The sequence below is a fragment of the Serratia sp. Sp408 genome, from assembly GCF_057180665.1.
Window position 1 is genome coordinate 900,261 of sequence record NZ_JBXUFT010000001.1, and the last position, 17,054, is coordinate 917,314.

A 17,054-nucleotide genomic window follows, 5' to 3' on the forward strand; every position below is an offset into this window, starting at 1 on the left:
GCATTTTGCCAGTCAATAGCACGCGCTGGCAGTGATGAGAAGGCTGCCGCAGCGCCAACTTTCTACACTGCCTGCATCTTGTAACGACGGGCTTGTGTTATGACCACTCATCATATTGCCGCCATCGATCTTGGCGCCTCCAGCGGGCGAGTCATGCTGGCAAGCTATCATTCGGCATCGCAGCGTCTGACGCTGCGGGAGGTCAGCCGTTTCAGCAATGGCCTGCAACAGCGTAACGGTCAGCAGTGTTGGGATCTGGAGGCTCTGGAGCAGCATATTTGCCAGGCGCTGTGCGATCTGGATGGGGAGAATATCCGGCTTGACGGTATTGGCGTTGACACCTGGGGCGTTGATTTCGTACTGCTGGATGCGCACGGCGAACGCGTCGGTCAGGCAGTTTCGTACCGAGATGCCCGCACCCAGGGGGTGATGGCGCAGGCGCAGCGTGAGTTCGGCGCTGATGAAATCTACCGGCGCACCGGCATACAGTATCTGCCGTTCAATACGTTGTACCAGTTGCGGGCGCTGAGCCAGCAACACCCCGAGCTGGTGGAGCGCGTCGCGCACCTGCTGCTGATCCCCGACTATCTACACTATCGTCTCACCGGTCAGCTTAATTGGGAATATACCAACGCCAGCACCACGCAACTGCTGAATATCGCCAGTGACGGCTGGGACGCCGAGCTGCTGGCCTGGGCCGGGGTGCCCGTCGAGTGGTTTGGCAAGCCGACGCCGCCGGGCAACCGCGTCGGTGACTGGCGTAGCCCAAGCGGTCGCCAGGTGCCGGTGATTGCCGTCGCCACCCATGACACCGCCAGCGCAGTATTGGCCACCCCGTTGCAGGATGCCGATGCCGCTTATTTGAGCTCTGGCACCTGGTCGTTGATGGGCATTGAAAGCCCATTGGCGATGGTGAATGACGCGGCGCTGGCGGCGAATATTACCAATGAAGGCGGCGCGACCGGCTACCGGGTGCTGAAAAACATCATGGGGCTGTGGTTGCTGCAACGTATTACCCGTGAACTGCCGCTGGACGATTTGCCGACGCTTATCGCGCAGGCGGCGCAGCAACCAGCGTGCCGTTGGCTGGTCAACCCCAACGATCCCCGCTTTATCAACCCGGTCAGCATGCGGCAAACCATTCAGGACAGTTGCCGTGAACGGGGCATGCCGGTGCCGGAAACGCCGGCACAGCTGGTGCGCTGCATTTTCGACAGCCTGGCGATGCTTTATCGACAGGTGGCGCAACAGTTGGCCGATCTGCATGGGCGACCGTTAAGCCGACTGCATATCGTCGGCGGCGGCAGCCAGAACGCGTTGCTGAACCAGCTTTGCGCCGATGCCACCGGTTTGGCGGTCAGCGCAGGTCCGATTGAAGCCTCCACGCTCGGCAACGTTGGCGCACAACTGATGGCACTGGGGGCCGTGGATGATATTGAGCATTTCCGCCAGGTGGTGGCCGCCAATTTTCCGTTGCAACATTTTACTCCTCACGACAACCCGGATTTTGCCGCCCACTGGCCGCAATTTCAGTCGCTGAGCCAATCCTCTAAGGAATTTTGCGTATGACGAGCCCGATTGAACAGGCCTGGGAACTGGCCAAACGACGCTTTGCCGACATTGGCGTGGATGTTGACGCCGCCCTGGACACGCTGGACCGGCTGCCGGTATCGATACACTGCTGGCAGGGCGATGACGTCGCCGGTTTTGAAAACCCGCAGGGGCTGTTAACCGGCGGTATCCAGGCCACCGGCAATTATCCTGGCAAAGCGCGCAACGCCGCAGAGCTGCGTGCCGATCTGGAGCAGGCGCTGGCGCTGATCCCCGGCCCGAATCGGCTGAATCTGCATGCCATTTATCTGGAGTCGGACACCCCGGTCCCACGCAATGAAATTGAGCCGCGCCATTTTACGCACTGGGTTGACTGGGCCAAACGGCACAATCTGGGGCTGGATTTCAATCCGTCCTGTTTCTCGCATCCGCTGAGCGCCAGCGGCTTTACGCTGTCCAGCGCCGATCCGCAGGTTCGCCGTTTCTGGATTGAACACTGCCAGGCCAGCCGCAGGGTTTCCGCCTATTTTGGCCAGCAGTTAGGCAGCGCATCGGTGATGAATATCTGGGTCCCGGACGGCATGAAAGACACGCCGGTCGATCGTCTGGCCCCGCGTCAGCGTCTGGTCAGCGCCCTGGATGAGGTGCTGGCGGAAAAGCTCGATCCGGCGCACCACATTGACGCCGTGGAAAGCAAGCTGTTTGGCATTGGCGCAGAAAGTTACACCGTCGGTTCCAATGAATTCTATCTCGGTTATGCCGCCAGTCGCCAAACCGCGCTATGCCTGGATGCGGGGCATTTCCATCCCACAGAGGTGATTTCCGACAAGATTTCCAGCGCCATGCTGTACGTGCCGCGACTGCTGCTGCACGTCAGCCGCCCGGTGCGCTGGGACAGCGATCATGTGGTGCTGCTGGATGATGAAACGCAGGCCATCGCCAGTGAGATCGTGCGTCATCAGTTGGCTGACCGGGTGCATATCGGGCTGGATTTCTTTGATGCCTCGATCAACCGTATCGCCGCCTGGGTGATTGGCACCCGCAATATGAAAAAAGCGCTGCTGCGGGCTCTGCTGGAGCCGACCGAAATGCTGCGCCAACGGGAACAGCAGGGGGATTACACCGCGCGTCTGGCATTGCTGGAAGAGCAAAAATCCCTGCCGTGGCAAGCGGTGTGGGAAACCTATTGCCAGCGACACGATGTACCGGCCGATGCCCGCTGGCTTGACACGGTGCGTGATTATGAACAACAGATTCTCAGCCAACGTTAAGGACTAGCGCAATGCAACGCATACTTTCTTCCTGGTTCGTCCAGGGTATGATTAAGGCCACCGGCGACATGTGGCTAAAAGGTTGGGATGAACGCAACGGCGGCAATATCAGCCTGCGCCTGACCGATGACGATGTGGCGCCGTACTGTGCCGATTTTGTCGCTGAACCGCGCTGTGAAGAGCTCAGCCAACCGGCGGCTGAACTGGCCGACTGCTGGTTCCTGGTGACCGGCTCCGGCAAGTTCTTCCGCAACGTGCCGTTGGCGCCGGAGGAAAGCCTGGTGCTGCTGCAGGTCAACCATAACGGCACGGCCTATCATATTCACTGGGGACTTTCGCAGGGCGGCTTGCCGACCTCTGAACTGGCGTCGCACTTTCAGTCGCACATTGTGCGTATGCAGCTCAGCAACGGTCAGGATCGGGTGATTATGCATTGTCATGCCACCAACCTGATCGCGCTCAGCTTTGTCGAAAAACTGGAAAGCGCCAGCTTTACCCGCCTGCTATGGGAGGGGAGCACCGAATGCCTGGTGGTGTTCCCGGACGGTATTGGCATAGTGCCATGGATGGTGCCGGGCACCGACGGCATTGGCGTGAAAACCGCCGAACAGATGCGCCATCACAGCCTGGTCTTGTGGCCGTTCCATGGCATTTTCGGCTGCGGGCCGACGCTGGATGAGGCGTTTGGCCTGATCGACACTGCCGAGAAGTCCGCCGAAATCATGGTGAAAGTGATTGCGATGGGGGGGAAGCGGCAAACCATCTCCACCGAGCAGTTTATCGCGCTGGCCGCGCGTTTTGGCGTTACGCCAATGAGCGCCGCGTTGGAGGTGCAATAATGCCGGCGCGTGGCCAGAGTGTGGTGCCGCAGTTCGCCCGGCGTCAGTGCGGAGGAAACGGACAATGATACGCAAGGCTTTTGTCATGCAGGTAAACCCCGGGGCGCATGCCGAATATCAGCGGCGGCATGACCCGATCTGGCCGGAGTTGGCGCAGGTGCTGAAGGCCCATGGCGCGCACCATTATTCTATTTTTCTCGATGAAACGCGGCATTTGCTGTTTGGCGTGGTGGACATAGAATCGCAGGCGCAGTGGGATGCGGTGGCACAAACCGAGATTTGTCAGCGCTGGTGGCGATATATGAGCGAGCTGATGCCCAGCAACGTCGATTTCAGCCCGGTGACTACTTCGTTACGCGAGGTGTTTTATCTGAAGTAATCAGCAGGGGCGCGGTTGTCGCCCCTGCTGGCCTCATGTCGAGCTTAGCGCTGGCAGCCCATCAGTTCGGGCAGTACGCCGGGTTTTTGTTTCAGCGAGGCTTGCACGTCATCAGGCAGGCCGGCCCACAGGATCAGACCACTGCGTTTTTCAACCTCGTCAACCGTCACGCGAAACTGGCAGAAGTCAGCGCCGCGCGGCGTATTCTGGTCGAAGATAAACGCGGCGTAATGATTAACCTCCGGGCTGTTATTGATGAAAATCACTTTCCAGTAGCCGCTGGGGATGGTGTGGCTCTTGGTGGTTCCCGGCAGTTTTCCCATATCACGTTCGTACAGCGGCCCGGTCACGGTATAGACCGAGCTGATGTCGGCGCGTGCGATCAACTTGCGCTCCTGATCTTCCAGCGCGGCCCAGGAGCCCTGGTTAAGATCGGATTTTTGCGGCGTAATGTTGGACAGATAGTTCAGCGACTCCCAGTCCGACACGTTGGCCAGTGAGGCCAGCGGCGCCTGATGTCCCCGGTCCACCTGCAGCGCGGCGTTGGCGCCAGTGTAGTCGGCAGGTGCCAGCGTCTGTGCCGGATCCAGCGCCGGGTCGGTGCGCCAGGTGCGTGATTTGCCACTGGCCAGCGTATCTTTGGTGATGTGGTAGGCAACCCAATTGGCAAACTTGGTGTCGCCGTTGTTATTCAGCGTGTAGGCGTGGCGAACAATTGACAGGTTAGAATCGCCGCCGGTCGGGCAACCGACCGCACAATTGTCGATGGATTCCAGCGTGGCGGCACCGGCCTGGGTTGCCAGCAGCAAGGCGGAAAGGGCAATAATTCTGGACAAGCGCATAGTGATATCCTCAATAAGTTGGCAAAATACTGTACGTATATACAGTCATTTGAACTTATCGCAGTGATGCGGATACAACAATGCAGCGCCCTGGTTTCTTGAATGTGTCAGGGTTGATACATAGATAAATAAAATATCTAAAACAAAAACCGCCCCAGACGGGGCGGTGAGAATAAGGGGAATCCGGCGTTGCCTATCGAATGGGCCACTCGGTCACCCTGTGACAGTTAGCGCACCAGATGCAAGAAGTGCAGGTGTTTCTCGTACTGATCGAGGATATCGTGAATGATCTGCTCCTGTGTCCAGCCCATCACGTCGTAATCCTGGCCGCCTTCCTTCAGATGAACTTCGCCGCGGTAGTACTTATGCTCCTCGTCACGTTGTTCATCGTTCAACCCGGCCAGGGCAAAGGCCGGTTGAATGTAGGCACGCAGGCGCACTTCATAGACAAAGTTCAGATCCTCGCCCAGATCCACTTCAAAACGGATACGGTCGTCTTGCGAGTCGTCAATCGAGGAAACGGTACTCTGCTTGGCCAGTTCCGCTTCTACCAACGTCATTGCCGGTTGCACTACTTCACTGACAAAGCGTTTCACCTGAGAGCGTTTCGGGAAATAGGCAATATTGCGCAAACGACGCTGCCACGAGATCGGATTGCGGGCGGCGGTAGGCGCAATGGTGGTCATCATCTGACTGTCACGCTTGTAGGCGTCGACTCGCAGCGCCTTCAGCAGACCGTAAATAGACACCAGCAGAATGATTGAAAACGGCAGGGCGCTGGCGATGGTCACGGTTTGCAACGCGCTCAGGCCGCCGGCAAGCAGCAGGGCTATAGCCACCACGCCCATCAACCCGGCCCAGAAGATACGCTGCCAGATTGGCGTTTGGTCATTGCCGCCGGAGGCCAGCGTATCGACCACCATCGCACCCGAGTCGGCAGAGGTAACAAAGAACACCACCACCATCGCCATGGCGATAAACGACAGGATATTGGAGAACGGGAAGTGCTCGAGGAAGTTGAACAGCGCCAGCGAAACGTCGTTCTGCACCGTGCTGGCCAGATCGCGAGCGCCTTCATCCATAATCAGATGAATGGCGCTGTTACCGAAGAAGGTCATCCACAGCAGCGTGAAGCCGGCAGGAACAAACAGCACGCCGGTGACGAATTCGCGGATGGTGCGGCCGCGGGAAACGCGCGCGATAAACATGCCGACGAATGGCGACCACGACAGCCACCAGCCCCAGTACAGCAGCGTCCAGCCCCCCAGCCAGTTGCTGGATTTAGGCTCATAGGCGTATAGGTTGAAGGTTTTGCTGACGATTTCAGACAGATAACCGCCGGTGTTTTCCACAAAGGATTTCAGCAGCAGCACCGTTGGACCGAGCACCCCGACCATCACCAGCAGCAGCACCGCCAGACCAAGGTTCAGTTCGGACAGAATGCGAATGCCTTTGTCCAGCCCGGATACCACCGACAGCGTGGCCAACGCGGTGATCACCACGATCAGTACCACCTGCACCGTTTCGTTTATCGGCAAGCCGAACAGGTGATTCAGCCCGGCATTAACCTGCAAGACGCCATAGCCCAGCGAGGTCGCGACGCCAAACACGGTACCGATAACCGCAAAGATGTCGACCGCATGGCCAATCGGCCCATAGATGCGATCGCCGATAATCGGATATAGCGCCGAACGCAGCGTCAGCGGCAGGCCGTGACGGTAACTGAAGAACGCCAGGATCAGTGCCACGATGGCATAAATCGCCCAGGCATGCAGGCCCCAGTGGAAGAAGGTCAGGCGCATGGCCTGTTTAGCCGCTTCCACTGTTTCCGGCGTGCCGACCGGCGGCGAAAGATAGTGCATCACCGGCTCGGCGACGCCAAAGAACATCAGGCCGATGCCCATGCCGGCAGAAAACAGCATCGCAAACCACGACACGTAGCTGAAGTCAGGTTGGGCGTGATCCGGCCCGAGTTTGATATTGCCGTAACGTGACAAACCTAAAAAGGTGACGCTCAGCAGAATCAGCGCCACCGCCAAAATATAGAACCAACTGGCATTGGTGAAAATACCCTGTTGCAACGCTTTGAATTTGCGATCTGCCAATTCGGGATAAAAGGCCGCAAACGCCACCAGGACAAAAATCAAGATGGCGGAAATATAAAATACCGGAGGATTGATATGGCTACGACGTGCCACGTTTTCAGTGTCGTTTTGGCTCATAGAATACCTTTTAGCTAGTCCGTTAGGGAGTTAGGCTAATCGTTTTAACAACTCCATAAAAACGGGCGCAGCAACGCCCGAAACAGTGTGCGAGGCAGTATACCTTAAAAGGGCGCCATTTTTCAGGCTTCTGGTTAAAACGGCTATTATTGCTAATGCCTTTAGAACTTTTGACTATATGAAAAGCACGCTGCCAGACGGCACGATAACGCCGGTGCTCTCGGTGACACCGGCGTCAGCAGCCACGTATTAAGCGTAGCAGGAAAGTGGTTTAGAAGCGCCAAAAGGCGCGCGAACACAAAATCAGGATTGGGTAAATTTCCAGACGGCCAAACAGCATGGCGGCACACATCAGCCACTTGGCCGAATCGCTCAGGGTGCCAAAACCGGCGGCGGTCTCACCAAAGCCCAACCCCATGTTGTTGATGCAGGCGGCGACGGTAGCGAACGACGTCATGATGTCGTATCCCATCAGGTTCAGCGCCCAAATAAAGAAGCAACTGAATAAGACGTACAGGAAAAAGAAGCTCCACACCGAGCGTAGCACCCGATCGTGGATCGGGGCGTTACCCACTTTGATGGTGAAGATGGCGTTCGGGTGCACCAGTTGATTGACTTCGTGGCGGCTCTGCTTGTACATGATCAAAAAGCGCAACGCCTTGATGCCGCCGCAGGTTGAGCCGACGCAGCCGCCAAAGAAGCTGGCTGCCAGCAATAGCATGATGGTATGCGAGGGCATCTGTGCGTAGTCGGCGGTGGCCAGGCCGTTATCGGTCATCATTGAACTGGTGAGGAAGAAACCGTGAACAAAGGCGTCTTTCGCGCCGTACATGTCAGCACGGTAAAGCTCAACCACTACAATTGCGACGACGATCGACAGGATCAGCAAAAAGAAGCGCAGTTCGGGGTTGCGATAGAGCGGTTTGAAGCTGCGCCTGCCGACGGCAACGAAATACAGCGTAAAGTTGACCGCCGCCAGGATGGAAAAAATACCGCCGACCATTTCCACCGCCGAACTGTCGAAATAGCCGAGGCTTTCATTGCGGGTCGAAAAACCGCCGAGCGAAACGGTGGAGAGCCCGTGACACAGCGCGTCAAACCACGGCATGCCGGCCACGCGAAACGCCACGGTGCATAGCAGGCCCAACGCCAGATAAATCAGCCACAGGTTTTTGGAGGTATCGGCCAGGCGCGGCGTCAGCCGCTCTTCCTTGAACGGGCCGGGCATTTCCGACTGGTACAGTTTGGCGCCACCGATACCCAGCAGCGGCAGCACCGCCACCGCCAGTACGATAACCCCCAAACCACCGATAAAATTAAGCTGGGAACGGTAATAGAGCACCGATTTAGGCACGCCGGAAACGTCGTTCAACACCGATGCGCCAGTGGTTGTGATACCTGAAACGCCCTCGAACACCGCGTCGACCAGGCTGATATTGAGGCTATCATCCAGCCATAACGGCATGGCGCTGATTAAAGAAAATAGGAACCAAAACAAAACGATAATTAGAAAACCGTCCTGGGTGCGCAGCTGTACCCTGGACTGCCGGCTACTGAACCAGCCCAGTCCTCCGAGCGCACCAACGATCACCAGCGTGTAAAAGAAGGAAAAAACGCTTTTTTCCTTGTACAGCAGTGCCATCAGCAACGGTGGAATCATGGAAAGACTGTAGAGAACAACCAAAAAACTACACAGGTGGACAACGATAAGAATTTGTTTTGTTTTAACCATGCTTGCGCCCAAGCCGCCGTTGGCAATACGTCCAGTTAGTCAGACAATGCGTAAAGAATAAAGCGGGCAATATAAAAATTTCGTAAAAATTGATCATGCCCGCCAGCATTGGCCCGTTTTTTGACGCTTATTCCAGCAAGGCATTCACCGTATGGCGTACATAGTGCGTCATTTGCGCCAGGTCGTCGGCCGAAACCGGGCCGCCACCGGCTTTAACCACCTGCTGTTCTATTTGGCAAATTTCCTGCTCAACCTTGTTGGCGATCTGAACCTTGACGATTTTATCCACCGATGACAGCAAAACCTTGAGCACCATTTTCAACGCCATGGTTTCGCAAAATGAATCATAGTGATGGGCCGCAGGGGGTGCGACCGGCGGCACATCCGCACGCGGGGCCATAGCCTTTAAATTGTCTACATTTTCAATAATAAGATCCATGTCTCTTATTAGTTCATCAAAATCTTTAGACACTGACTTATTTCCCTTTGCAATGCGCAAAATAGACAACGCCTGCCGCAGGGCGCGAAGCCGAGCGGAAAAGCAGGACGAATTTCGACCGTGACGTTCAGCGAATGAATGGCAGGGTGGCCGCATTTTAGCGCCGGTGTGACGCCGCAACAAGATCGGGCCGGTGGCTGTCCGGCCCCAGGAAAGAGTAGTACGGTGAATGTTCAGCTTTTCAGCTTGGCGGTCAGACTGGCGACGTATTCACCCTGATAGCGCGCGATGTTGAGTTCTTCTTGGCTGGGCTGGCGCGAGCCATCGGCACCGGCAATGGTGGTGGCGCCATAGGGCGTGCCGCCACGGGTTTTTGAAACGTCAAACAGCTCCGGCGTTTTGTAACCGATAGGTACGATGATCATGCCGTGGTGCGCCAGCGTGGTCCAGGTCGACGAAATGGTGTGCTCCTGACCGCCGCCGGTGCCGGTGGAGGAAAATACGCTGGCAATTTTGCCGTGCAGTGCACCGGACGCCCACAGCCCGCCGGTCTGATCGAAGAAGGTGCGCATCTGGCCGGACATATTGCCAAAGCGGGTTGGCGTGCCGATGATGATCGCATCGTACTCTGCCAGCTCTTGCGGGCTGGCAACCGGCGCCGGCTGATCGGTTTTGCCGCCGGCGTTGGCAAAGGCCTCGGCCGGCATGGTTTCCGCTACCCGTTTCACGCTAACCTCAATGCCGCTGACTTTGCCGGCTCCCTCGGCAACAGCCTGTGCCAGCGTTTCAATATGCCCGTACATCGAGTAGTAAAGCACCAATAGTTTCGCCATCTTGCTTCTCCTGCGTTGCTGAATAAAACCCCATCGCTAAGCATAGAAGCTAACCGGCAAGTTGGCGCGTGCGGCGTTAACGGATACCGGCCAGCGCCAGCAATCCGCCAAAGGCAATCAACAGACTGCCGAACAGCCGGTCGATGCCGCTGCGCAAACGCAGGAACTGCGCATTGATACGCGGCGTTGAAAACAGCAGCGCGACCAAACTGAACCAGATGATATGCGCAATGGCAATAAACAGACCGTAGGCGATCTGAATACCGAGCGAGGTATGCGGGTTGACCACCTGCATAAACAGACTGACGATAAAGATGGTGGTTTTGGGATTCAGCAGATTGGTCAGAAAACCTGTTTTAAGTGCGTTAAAATCACCGATGGCGTTAGCGGCGCGCTCGGCATTCGCCGACGGGGCAGCGGCCTGTCGCAGCATGCCTACGCCCAGATAGATCAGATAGGCAGCGCCGATGATTTTCAGCAGGTTAAACAACCACAGCGACTGCTGTATCAGCACCCCAACGCCAATCAGCGTATAGCCGACATGGATCAACACACCGGAACCGATGCCAATGGCGGTAAGGATCCCACTGCGCCGGGAGTTCAACAAACTGTTGCGCGATACCATGGCGAAGTCCGGTCCCGGACTGATGACGGCGAGTAAGGTAATGGTGACGACGGCGATAAATTCGGTCATAGTTGCCCTGCTTGATGAAGCGTAAGAGAAGGCGGATTGTGGCGGAAAGGGAGTCGCGGGACAAACGATGAAAACTGACGATATCAGTGAGAAAATATCACCTAAAATCGGCCGGCAGATTTCGTTGGGCGGGCTACGCTGTTTTGCGGCCGCCGCCCGGCTGGAAAGTTTTACCCAGGCGGCGAGCTCGCTGAATCTGACGCATGGCGCAGTCAGCCGGGCAGTGCGCGCATTGGAGGATGAGCTGGGGCTGGCGTTATTTGAACGGCGTCATCGGCGGGTATATCTCACCGCCGCCGGTAGCACGTTGCTCCACGCCACTCAGCAGGCGTTTGGCATTCTTGAGCACGCGGTGCAGGGGCTCTATCGCCAGGCGCAGCAGGCTCCGATCGTACTGTCCTGCGAGCCGACCCTGTTAATGCGCTGGTTGATCCCACGTCTGCCGTCGTTCCAGCAGGCGCACCCGGAAATCAACGTGCAACTGGTAGCGGGTGGCGGGCCGGTGGTGTTTCACGATGGCATTACGCTGGCGATTCGCCGCAATGACTTTGCCTGGGAGCGCCATATTTACAGTTGCGTGCTGTTTGCCGAGAAGGTCGGCCCGGTCTGTAAACCGGAAGCACTCGCGCGTTTTGTCGAGGGCAGTGGCAGCGATCTCCGCCTGCGCCGCGATGCGGTGCTACTGCACAGCGCGACGCGACCGACGGCGTGGGACGACTGGGCGCAAGCGCAGGGGATGACGCTCGACGGGCTGGCGCAACAGCGTTTTGATCACTTCTATTTCAGCCTGCAGGCCGCGTCCGCCGGGCTCGGCATCGGCATCGGTCCATGGCGGCAGGTGCGCGACGATATTCACGCCGGCATGCTGGTGGCGCCGTTTGGCTTTCAGCAGGACGGCAGCAGTTACTGTCTGTTGACGCCGCAACCCATCGCGCCCGGCAGCGCCGTCGAACAGTTGCAGCGTTGGCTGCAACAGCAATAACCTCTACGCTAGCCGAGTCGTCATCGGTAACGGCATTATTTTGGGTATACACTGAAGGGATGTGCAACAGCTGGAGCAACCCCGATGGATCAGTGTCGTGGTATCAAGCGGATTTTATTGGCAAGCGGCGCCATAAAGCACGTTGTGGTCGAGGATCGACTTGGCAATCAGCGCGTTTTTGCCGCCAAGGATTATATTTCGGAAGGCATTCAGCCGCCGCTGGAGGAACTGCCGGAACAGCGGGCCGACAATGACGACTAAAACGTCACGTTGCGGATAAACCGTAGCGGTTCGCTGCCGCGGTTGGCATAGGCATAGTGTTGATCGCTGTTGAACACGTGGGTCTGGCCGGCGCTCAGGGTCAACGTCTGTTGCGTCAGGATCAGCGTCATGCTGCCGCTGACCACGTAAATGATTTCGTGCCAGCCTTGCGCATCCGGTAGCGAGTCGTAGTGCTCGCCGGGCATCAGCGTCCATTGCCACAGCTCCACGCGCTGCCGGGCCGGTACGCTGGCAGCAAGAATGGCCTGACTCTGCGGTTGGTTACCTTGCCAGGCCAATTCGCCAATCAGGTGATTGCCGCGCGCGTCAGGTGCCTGAATCAAATCGGTAAATGATACTTCAAGCGCTGCCGCCAGTTTGTCCAGCACGGCCAGACTGACGTTGCGATCGCCGGCCTCGATCCCCGCCAGCATCCGCCGGCTAACGCCAGAGAGCCCGGCCAGCGCCATCTGACTCAGGCCCGCCTGTTGGCGGTATCCCCGCACATTGCTGCTGAGGTATTGCAGCACCCGCAGCGCGTCGGGCTTTCCATTGTGCATTATATTGCTCATTGTCTGTTGATGCCTCATACTGGCAGGATCTGTGCATTATATTGCACTCTGCATGAAGGGCAAGTCGGTGTCATCGGTCAAAAAATCCTTTTTCTCTCGCCTGTTTCTGAAGATAAAACCTCAGGAGGCGATACTTATTTTTATCACCATGATTTGGGGCGGCACCTTTTTGGCGGTGCATCACGCGATGATGGTCAGCGGCCCGTTTTTCTTTGTCGGGCTGCGATTTGGCACCGCCACCTTGGCGCTGGCGCTGTTTTCGCTGGGTAGCCTGCGCGGCCTGACCTGGTACGAATTCAAGGCTGGCGCGTTTATTGGTCTTTCCATCATGTTTGGCTATGGTTTGCAAACCGTTGGGTTACAGACCATCAGTAGCAGTCAGTCCGCTTTCATCACCGCGATGTACGTGCCGATCGTACCATTGCTGCAATGGCTGGTGCTGGGGCGCTTTCCCGGCATCATGTCGTGGCTTGGCGTACTGCTGGCGTTTACCGGCCTGATGCTGATGGCCGGGCCTGGCAGTAATGAAATGACGCTGTCCCTGGGCGAGATCCTGACGCTGGTCAGCACGCTGGCGATCGCGGCCGAAATCATCCTGATTGGCGCCTACGCCGGTAAGGTAAACGTCAAACGCGTCACCCTGGTGCAGTTGGCTACCGCGTCGCTGCTGTCGTTTTTGATGATGGCGCCCACCGGGGAGTCCATACCGGCGTATTCCAATTATCTGCTGTACAGCGCGGTTGGGCTGGGCATCGCCAGCGCGTTGATCCAGGTTACCATGAACTGGGCCCAGCGTAGCGTGTCGCCGACGCGTGCCACGGTGATTTATGCCGGCGAGCCGGTATGGGCAGGGATTGTCGGGCGCATGGCCGGTGAGCGTTTACCGGGCATTGCGCTGCTCGGCGGTGCGTTGATCGTTATTGGGGTGATCGTCAGCGAACTGCGCATTCGGCGCAGGGCCAAGCCGGATACGCTCACCGAGGGCTAAGCGTCGAAGTGAGGCGAGCAGGGGATGTCTGACATCCCCTGAACCCGCATCAGGCGCGTTTTTTGTTGCGCGCCAGCCCGTAGCCGATGCCCAGCACCACGAACCACAGCGGCGTTACCATCAGTGCCTGGCGGGTGTCGCTCTGCAAGGTCAGCAAGACCAGTACAAAGGCGAAGAACGCCATGCATACCCAGCACATCAGTTTACCGGCCGGCATTTTGTAGACCGATTTCTGATGCAGTTCCGGGCGTCGCTTACGGTAAACCAGGTATGAGCACAGAATGATGCTCCAGACGAACATGAACAGGATCGCCGATACGGTGGTTACCAGCGTGAATACCGTCACTACGTTCGGGATCAGATAAATCAGCACCACGCCACTCAGCAGGCAAATGCAGGAAAACGTCAGACCGTTGGCCGGCACCGCGCGTTTGGACAGTTTGGCGAAGGGCTGAGGTGCGTCACCCTGTTGTGCCAGGCCGTACAGCATGCGGCTGGTAGAAAACACGCCGCTGTTGGCAGATGAGGCAGCAGAGGTCAGCACCACGAAATTGATCACGCTGGCCGCCGCAGGTAGGCCAATCAGCACGAACAGTTCAACGAACGGGCTCTTGTCCGCCACCACCGAGTTCCACGGCGTTACCGACATGATAACGATCAGCGAACATACATAAAACATGATGATGCGCAGTGGAATGGCATTGATGGCGCGTGGCAGTACTTTTTCCGGATTTTTGGTTTCAGCTGCCGTGGTGCCCACCAGTTCGATGCCGACAAAGGCGAAAACCGCGATCTGAAAACCGGCGAAGAAGCCGCTGATGCCTTTAGGGAACATGCCGCCGTCGTTCCACAGATGGGAGAACGAGGCCACCGTACCGCTCGGAGAAGGGTAATGGATGGCAATCATCACCAGACCGGCAACGATCAGGCCGACTATCGCGACGATTTTAATCATGGCGAACCAGAATTCCATTTCACCAAACATTTTCACCGTGGCCAGGTTCAGACTGAGCAACAACAGGACGCACAGCAGCGAAGCGACCCATTGCGAAAGCTCGGGGAACCAGAACTGGGCGTAGGCGGTGATCGCCACCACGTCGGCAATGCCGGTGACGACCCAGCAGAACCAGTAGGTCCAACCGGTGAAGAACCCGGCCCATGGGCCGAGCAGATCGGCGGCGAAGTCGCTAAAGGATTTGTACTGTAAGTTCGACAGCAGCAATTCGCCCATCGCGCGCATAACAAAAAACAGCATAAAGCCGATGATCATATAGACAAAAATGATCGAAGGCCCAGCCAGACTGATGGTTTTCCCTGAGCCCATAAACAGACCGGTGCCGATAGCGCCGCCGATGGCGATCAGTTGTATATGGCGGTTGGAAAGGTTTCTTCGAAGGCTATCTTCTGATGCAGCGTTGTCGCTGTCGGTATTTTTAGCGTGATCGACCATCTGATGATGTCCTGTTTTTACCTGTCATGAATGGAATTACCAGCTCTGTTGTGGCTGTTTTTTATACGTTTAGCCCGGCGGTGCCGGCTTTTTAAGATAGTGCAATATTTTCATCAGCGCATAATCTCAGCGTACGTCGAAACGCATGTGCTGATGACGCCAGCCAGGCTGGGCGGGCGTTCAGGGGGCGCAAGGTTACTCCTGGTTACCGCAAATTAACAGTCCCTGGCGAGGCTATCTCTTTGATAATAAAACGGCTTAAAAAATCGCATGAGAAAAACTAATGTGGGGTGATGTAAGCCATATCGCCGACAGCGTTGCCGCCGATGGTTATCGATGGGAGAGCGAAAAACGACGGCGGGCGGTAAGTTGCGCAGCGGCTGCGCTGCGCGTCGCCGGCCAGGTGACAGCAAAATCATTTGCTTAGGTTTTTCAGCCTGCGCTGGCGGAGGCTTTGCCGTTGCTGATATATGCCCTGAAAATTAATCATGCGTCTGCCGCAACGGCAGGATGGCTAAGCCCATTTGGCGCGTTAGCCACGCCTCGACAGGCAAAACTCATGCCGCACGGCGGCAACTGACCTGCAAAACAGATCATGGAAATCATGCGACTCAATACGTCGCGCATGGACGTTGCTGCATCTGCAGGCGTTGCGGGCTACGCAGAGTGCCATTCGCTAGTCCATACTTAATGACATTGGTTTGTCACGTCAGGGGCGTAACCTGAACGCAAATACGCCTTTCCCATCACTACATGGAGTATAACGATGTCCAATAGCACTACGCTCAAGCTGAAAGATGGCACTCTGCTTTATTACAAAGATTGGGGCGAGGGCCAACCGGTAGTGTTCAGTCACGGCTGGCCGCTGTCCGGGGACGCTTTTGAAGATCAAATGCTGTTCCTCGCGTCACACGGCTATCGAGTGATTGCGCACGACCGTCGCGGGCATGGACGTTCTTCACAGCCGTGGGATGGCCATAACATGGACCAGTATGCCGACGATCTGGCAGAGTTGACGGCGGCGCTGGATTTACAGAATGCGGTTCATGTCGGCCATTCCACCGGCGGCGGTGAAGTGGCACGCTACATTGCCCGTCACGGTACCGAACGGGTGGCCAAGGCGGTGCTGATTGGCGCCGTGCCGCCGATTATGCTGAAAACCGATTTTAACCCGAACGGTTTGCCGTTGTCGGTATTTGATGGCATTCGTGACGGCGTGGTTAACGACCGGTCGCAATTCTTCAAGGATCTTTCCGAGACCTTCTACGGTTTCAATCGCCCGAACTCACAGCCATCGCAAGGGATGCGTGACAGCTTCTGGTTGCAGGGCATGCAGGGTTCCATCAAGGCGCTGTATGATTGTGTTGCAGCATTTTCCGCCACCGATCAGCGGGAGGATTTGCAGCGCATGACCATTCCTACCCTGGTGATTTATGGTGATGACGATCAGATAGTACCGCCGATCTCCTCCAGCCAGGCCGCGTTGAAACTGTTACCGAACGCGCAGGAAAAGGTCTATCCCGGCGCATCGCATGGCTTGTGCAGCACCCACAAGGCGCAGATTAACCAGGATCTGCTGGACTTCATCCAACGCTGAAACATCTCGCCAGAAACAGAAGCCTGCCGGCTTCTGTTCTTTGGCATGCGTAACGGACCGCTAGCGTTTTTGCCGTTGTTCCGCTTCGCCGGCCTCTGCCGCTTCATCTGCCCTGGCTGCGGTATAGCCCGCCAGATGCCCGACCACGTTGGCATAAATGCTGATGATAATCACCCACAGGACGCTGTTCTTCCACCAGATGACGGACGGTATCGCCAAAATGATCCATAAAAACGACATCGCCAAATGTGCTTTCTTGATAACGGCAGGCGTCAGTTTCATCGCTCAAGCTTCCTTATAGTGGGGAAATGGTAAGCATAGCGGGCCCACCTTGTTCTGTGGCTTTCGGGGATTGTCGGGATGATAACCAGGCTGTTTTTGTTGATTTATTGTTAAATACTT

The 17,054-nt window shown here is 56.8% G+C and carries 17 protein-coding genes; 8 read left to right on the plus strand and 9 right to left on the minus strand.

The genetic code is table 11. The annotated features are described in order from the left end of the window. The first annotated feature begins 99 nt into the window (after positions 1-99). The 4 genes from rhaB (at position 100) to rhaM (ending at position 4,040) form a co-directional block, all read left to right on the plus strand. Positions 100-1,569: a rhamnulokinase gene (gene rhaB, locus AC2AXP_RS04240; RefSeq protein WP_484381433.1), complete on the plus strand. Its 1,470-nt coding sequence runs from the start codon at positions 100-102 to the stop codon at positions 1,567-1,569. Beyond that, entirely contained in the window at positions 1,566-2,822 is a 1,257-nt protein-coding gene (locus AC2AXP_RS04245) for an L-rhamnose isomerase (RefSeq protein WP_004964539.1), read from the plus strand. The genes rhaB and AC2AXP_RS04245 overlap by 4 nt, the downstream gene beginning before the upstream one ends. 11 nt (positions 2,823-2,833) lie before the next feature. Then, complete coding sequence (gene rhaD / locus AC2AXP_RS04250) at positions 2,834-3,661, plus strand: rhamnulose-1-phosphate aldolase (protein ID WP_484381434.1); 828 nt, start codon at positions 2,834-2,836, stop codon at positions 3,659-3,661. A gap of 64 nt (positions 3,662-3,725) precedes the next feature. After that, positions 3,726-4,040 (plus strand): L-rhamnose mutarotase, encoded by a 315-nt coding sequence (gene rhaM / locus AC2AXP_RS04255; protein WP_273867498.1) that lies wholly within the window; start codon positions 3,726-3,728, stop codon positions 4,038-4,040. Positions 4,041-4,084: 44 nt separating this feature from the next. On the opposite strand, the gene AC2AXP_RS04260 is transcribed toward rhaM, so the two are convergent. From AC2AXP_RS04260 to AC2AXP_RS04285, 6 genes are all read right to left on the minus strand, one after another. Further along, on the minus strand, positions 4,085-4,882 hold the full coding sequence (locus AC2AXP_RS04260; protein ID WP_273867501.1) for a DNA/RNA non-specific endonuclease: 798 nt from the start codon (positions 4,880-4,882) through the stop codon (positions 4,085-4,087). Positions 4,883-5,109: 227 nt separating this feature from the next. Beyond that, positions 5,110-7,104, minus strand: a complete 1,995-nt coding sequence (locus AC2AXP_RS04265; protein WP_004964527.1) for a BCCT family transporter — start codon at positions 7,102-7,104, stop codon at positions 5,110-5,112. Positions 7,105-7,375: 271 nt separating this feature from the next. Further along, positions 7,376-8,836 (minus strand): TrkH family potassium uptake protein, encoded by a 1,461-nt coding sequence (locus tag AC2AXP_RS04270; protein WP_004964524.1) that lies wholly within the window; start codon positions 8,834-8,836, stop codon positions 7,376-7,378. A gap of 127 nt (positions 8,837-8,963) precedes the next feature. Beyond that, positions 8,964-9,275: a hypothetical protein gene (locus AC2AXP_RS04275; protein WP_004964522.1), complete on the minus strand. Its 312-nt coding sequence runs from the start codon at positions 9,273-9,275 to the stop codon at positions 8,964-8,966. A gap of 233 nt (positions 9,276-9,508) precedes the next feature. Next, complete coding sequence (gene wrbA, locus AC2AXP_RS04280) at positions 9,509-10,108, minus strand: NAD(P)H:quinone oxidoreductase (protein WP_004964519.1); 600 nt, start codon at positions 10,106-10,108, stop codon at positions 9,509-9,511. A 76-nt stretch (positions 10,109-10,184) separates the two neighbouring features. Beyond that, positions 10,185-10,802, minus strand: a complete 618-nt coding sequence (locus AC2AXP_RS04285) for a LysE family transporter (protein ID WP_198772716.1) — start codon at positions 10,800-10,802, stop codon at positions 10,185-10,187. A gap of 67 nt (positions 10,803-10,869) precedes the next feature. On the opposite strand from AC2AXP_RS04285, the gene AC2AXP_RS04290 reads away from it, so the two are divergent. Both AC2AXP_RS04290 and AC2AXP_RS04295 read left to right on the plus strand, forming a co-directional pair. After that, positions 10,870-11,784 (plus strand): LysR family transcriptional regulator, encoded by a 915-nt coding sequence (locus tag AC2AXP_RS04290; RefSeq protein WP_371901504.1) that lies wholly within the window; start codon positions 10,870-10,872, stop codon positions 11,782-11,784. A gap of 84 nt (positions 11,785-11,868) precedes the next feature. Next, positions 11,869-12,045, plus strand: a complete 177-nt coding sequence (locus AC2AXP_RS04295; RefSeq protein ID WP_004964516.1) for a hypothetical protein — start codon at positions 11,869-11,871, stop codon at positions 12,043-12,045. Here AC2AXP_RS04295 and AC2AXP_RS04300 read toward each other — a convergent pair. Next, a complete protein-coding gene (locus tag AC2AXP_RS04300) occupies positions 12,042-12,617 on the minus strand; it encodes a helix-turn-helix domain-containing protein (protein WP_198772715.1) in 576 nt (191 codons plus the stop codon). The genes AC2AXP_RS04295 and AC2AXP_RS04300 overlap by 4 nt on opposite strands. Before the next feature lie 67 nt (positions 12,618-12,684). Between AC2AXP_RS04300 and AC2AXP_RS04305 the strand changes: the two genes are divergently transcribed. Continuing rightward, on the plus strand, positions 12,685-13,605 hold the full coding sequence (locus tag AC2AXP_RS04305; protein ID WP_039992784.1) for a DMT family transporter: 921 nt from the start codon (positions 12,685-12,687) through the stop codon (positions 13,603-13,605). A 49-nt stretch (positions 13,606-13,654) separates the two neighbouring features. On the opposite strand, the gene cycA is transcribed toward AC2AXP_RS04305, so the two are convergent. Beyond that, positions 13,655-15,055: a D-serine/D-alanine/glycine transporter gene (gene cycA, locus AC2AXP_RS04310; protein ID WP_004964510.1), complete on the minus strand. Its 1,401-nt coding sequence runs from the start codon at positions 15,053-15,055 to the stop codon at positions 13,655-13,657. Between the two features lie 766 nt (positions 15,056-15,821). On the opposite strand from cycA, the gene AC2AXP_RS04315 reads away from it, so the two are divergent. Further along, positions 15,822-16,652, plus strand: a complete 831-nt coding sequence (locus tag AC2AXP_RS04315; protein ID WP_004964504.1) for an alpha/beta fold hydrolase — start codon at positions 15,822-15,824, stop codon at positions 16,650-16,652. 60 nt (positions 16,653-16,712) lie between these two features. Here the strand turns inward: AC2AXP_RS04315 and AC2AXP_RS04320 are convergent, their stop codons facing one another. Next, complete coding sequence (locus AC2AXP_RS04320) at positions 16,713-16,934, minus strand: hypothetical protein (RefSeq protein WP_004964500.1); 222 nt, start codon at positions 16,932-16,934, stop codon at positions 16,713-16,715. Positions 16,935-17,054: the final 120 nt, after the last annotated feature.

Excerpts from the sequence above, each read along its gene's own strand:
- AC2AXP_RS04290 (WP_371901504.1), top strand. The coding sequence starts at position 10,870 with ATGAAAACTGACGATATCAGTGAGAAAATATCACCTAAAATCGGCCGG.
- AC2AXP_RS04320 (WP_004964500.1), bottom strand. The coding sequence starts at position 16,934 with ATGAAACTGACGCCTGCCGTTATCAAGAAAGCACATTTGGCGATGTCG.
- rhaB (WP_484381433.1), top strand. The coding sequence starts at position 100 with ATGACCACTCATCATATTGCCGCCATCGATCTTGGCGCCTCCAGCGGG.
- AC2AXP_RS04270 (WP_004964524.1), bottom strand. The coding sequence starts at position 8,836 with ATGGTTAAAACAAAACAAATTCTTATCGTTGTCCACCTGTGTAGTTTT.
- wrbA (WP_004964519.1), bottom strand. The coding sequence starts at position 10,108 with ATGGCGAAACTATTGGTGCTTTACTACTCGATGTACGGGCATATTGAA.
- AC2AXP_RS04315 (WP_004964504.1), top strand. The coding sequence starts at position 15,822 with ATGTCCAATAGCACTACGCTCAAGCTGAAAGATGGCACTCTGCTTTAT.
- AC2AXP_RS04275 (WP_004964522.1), bottom strand. The coding sequence starts at position 9,275 with ATGGATCTTATTATTGAAAATGTAGACAATTTAAAGGCTATGGCCCCG.
- rhaD (WP_484381434.1), top strand. The coding sequence starts at position 2,834 with ATGCAACGCATACTTTCTTCCTGGTTCGTCCAGGGTATGATTAAGGCC.
- AC2AXP_RS04300 (WP_198772715.1), bottom strand. The coding sequence starts at position 12,617 with ATGAGCAATATAATGCACAATGGAAAGCCCGACGCGCTGCGGGTGCTG.
- AC2AXP_RS04285 (WP_198772716.1), bottom strand. The coding sequence starts at position 10,802 with ATGACCGAATTTATCGCCGTCGTCACCATTACCTTACTCGCCGTCATC.
- AC2AXP_RS04295 (WP_004964516.1), top strand. The coding sequence starts at position 11,869 with ATGGATCAGTGTCGTGGTATCAAGCGGATTTTATTGGCAAGCGGCGCC.
- AC2AXP_RS04245 (WP_004964539.1), top strand. The coding sequence starts at position 1,566 with ATGACGAGCCCGATTGAACAGGCCTGGGAACTGGCCAAACGACGCTTT.
- rhaM (WP_273867498.1), top strand. The coding sequence starts at position 3,726 with ATGATACGCAAGGCTTTTGTCATGCAGGTAAACCCCGGGGCGCATGCC.
- AC2AXP_RS04265 (WP_004964527.1), bottom strand. The coding sequence starts at position 7,104 with ATGAGCCAAAACGACACTGAAAACGTGGCACGTCGTAGCCATATCAAT.
- cycA (WP_004964510.1), bottom strand. The coding sequence starts at position 15,055 with ATGGTCGATCACGCTAAAAATACCGACAGCGACAACGCTGCATCAGAA.
- AC2AXP_RS04260 (WP_273867501.1), bottom strand. The coding sequence starts at position 4,882 with ATGCGCTTGTCCAGAATTATTGCCCTTTCCGCCTTGCTGCTGGCAACC.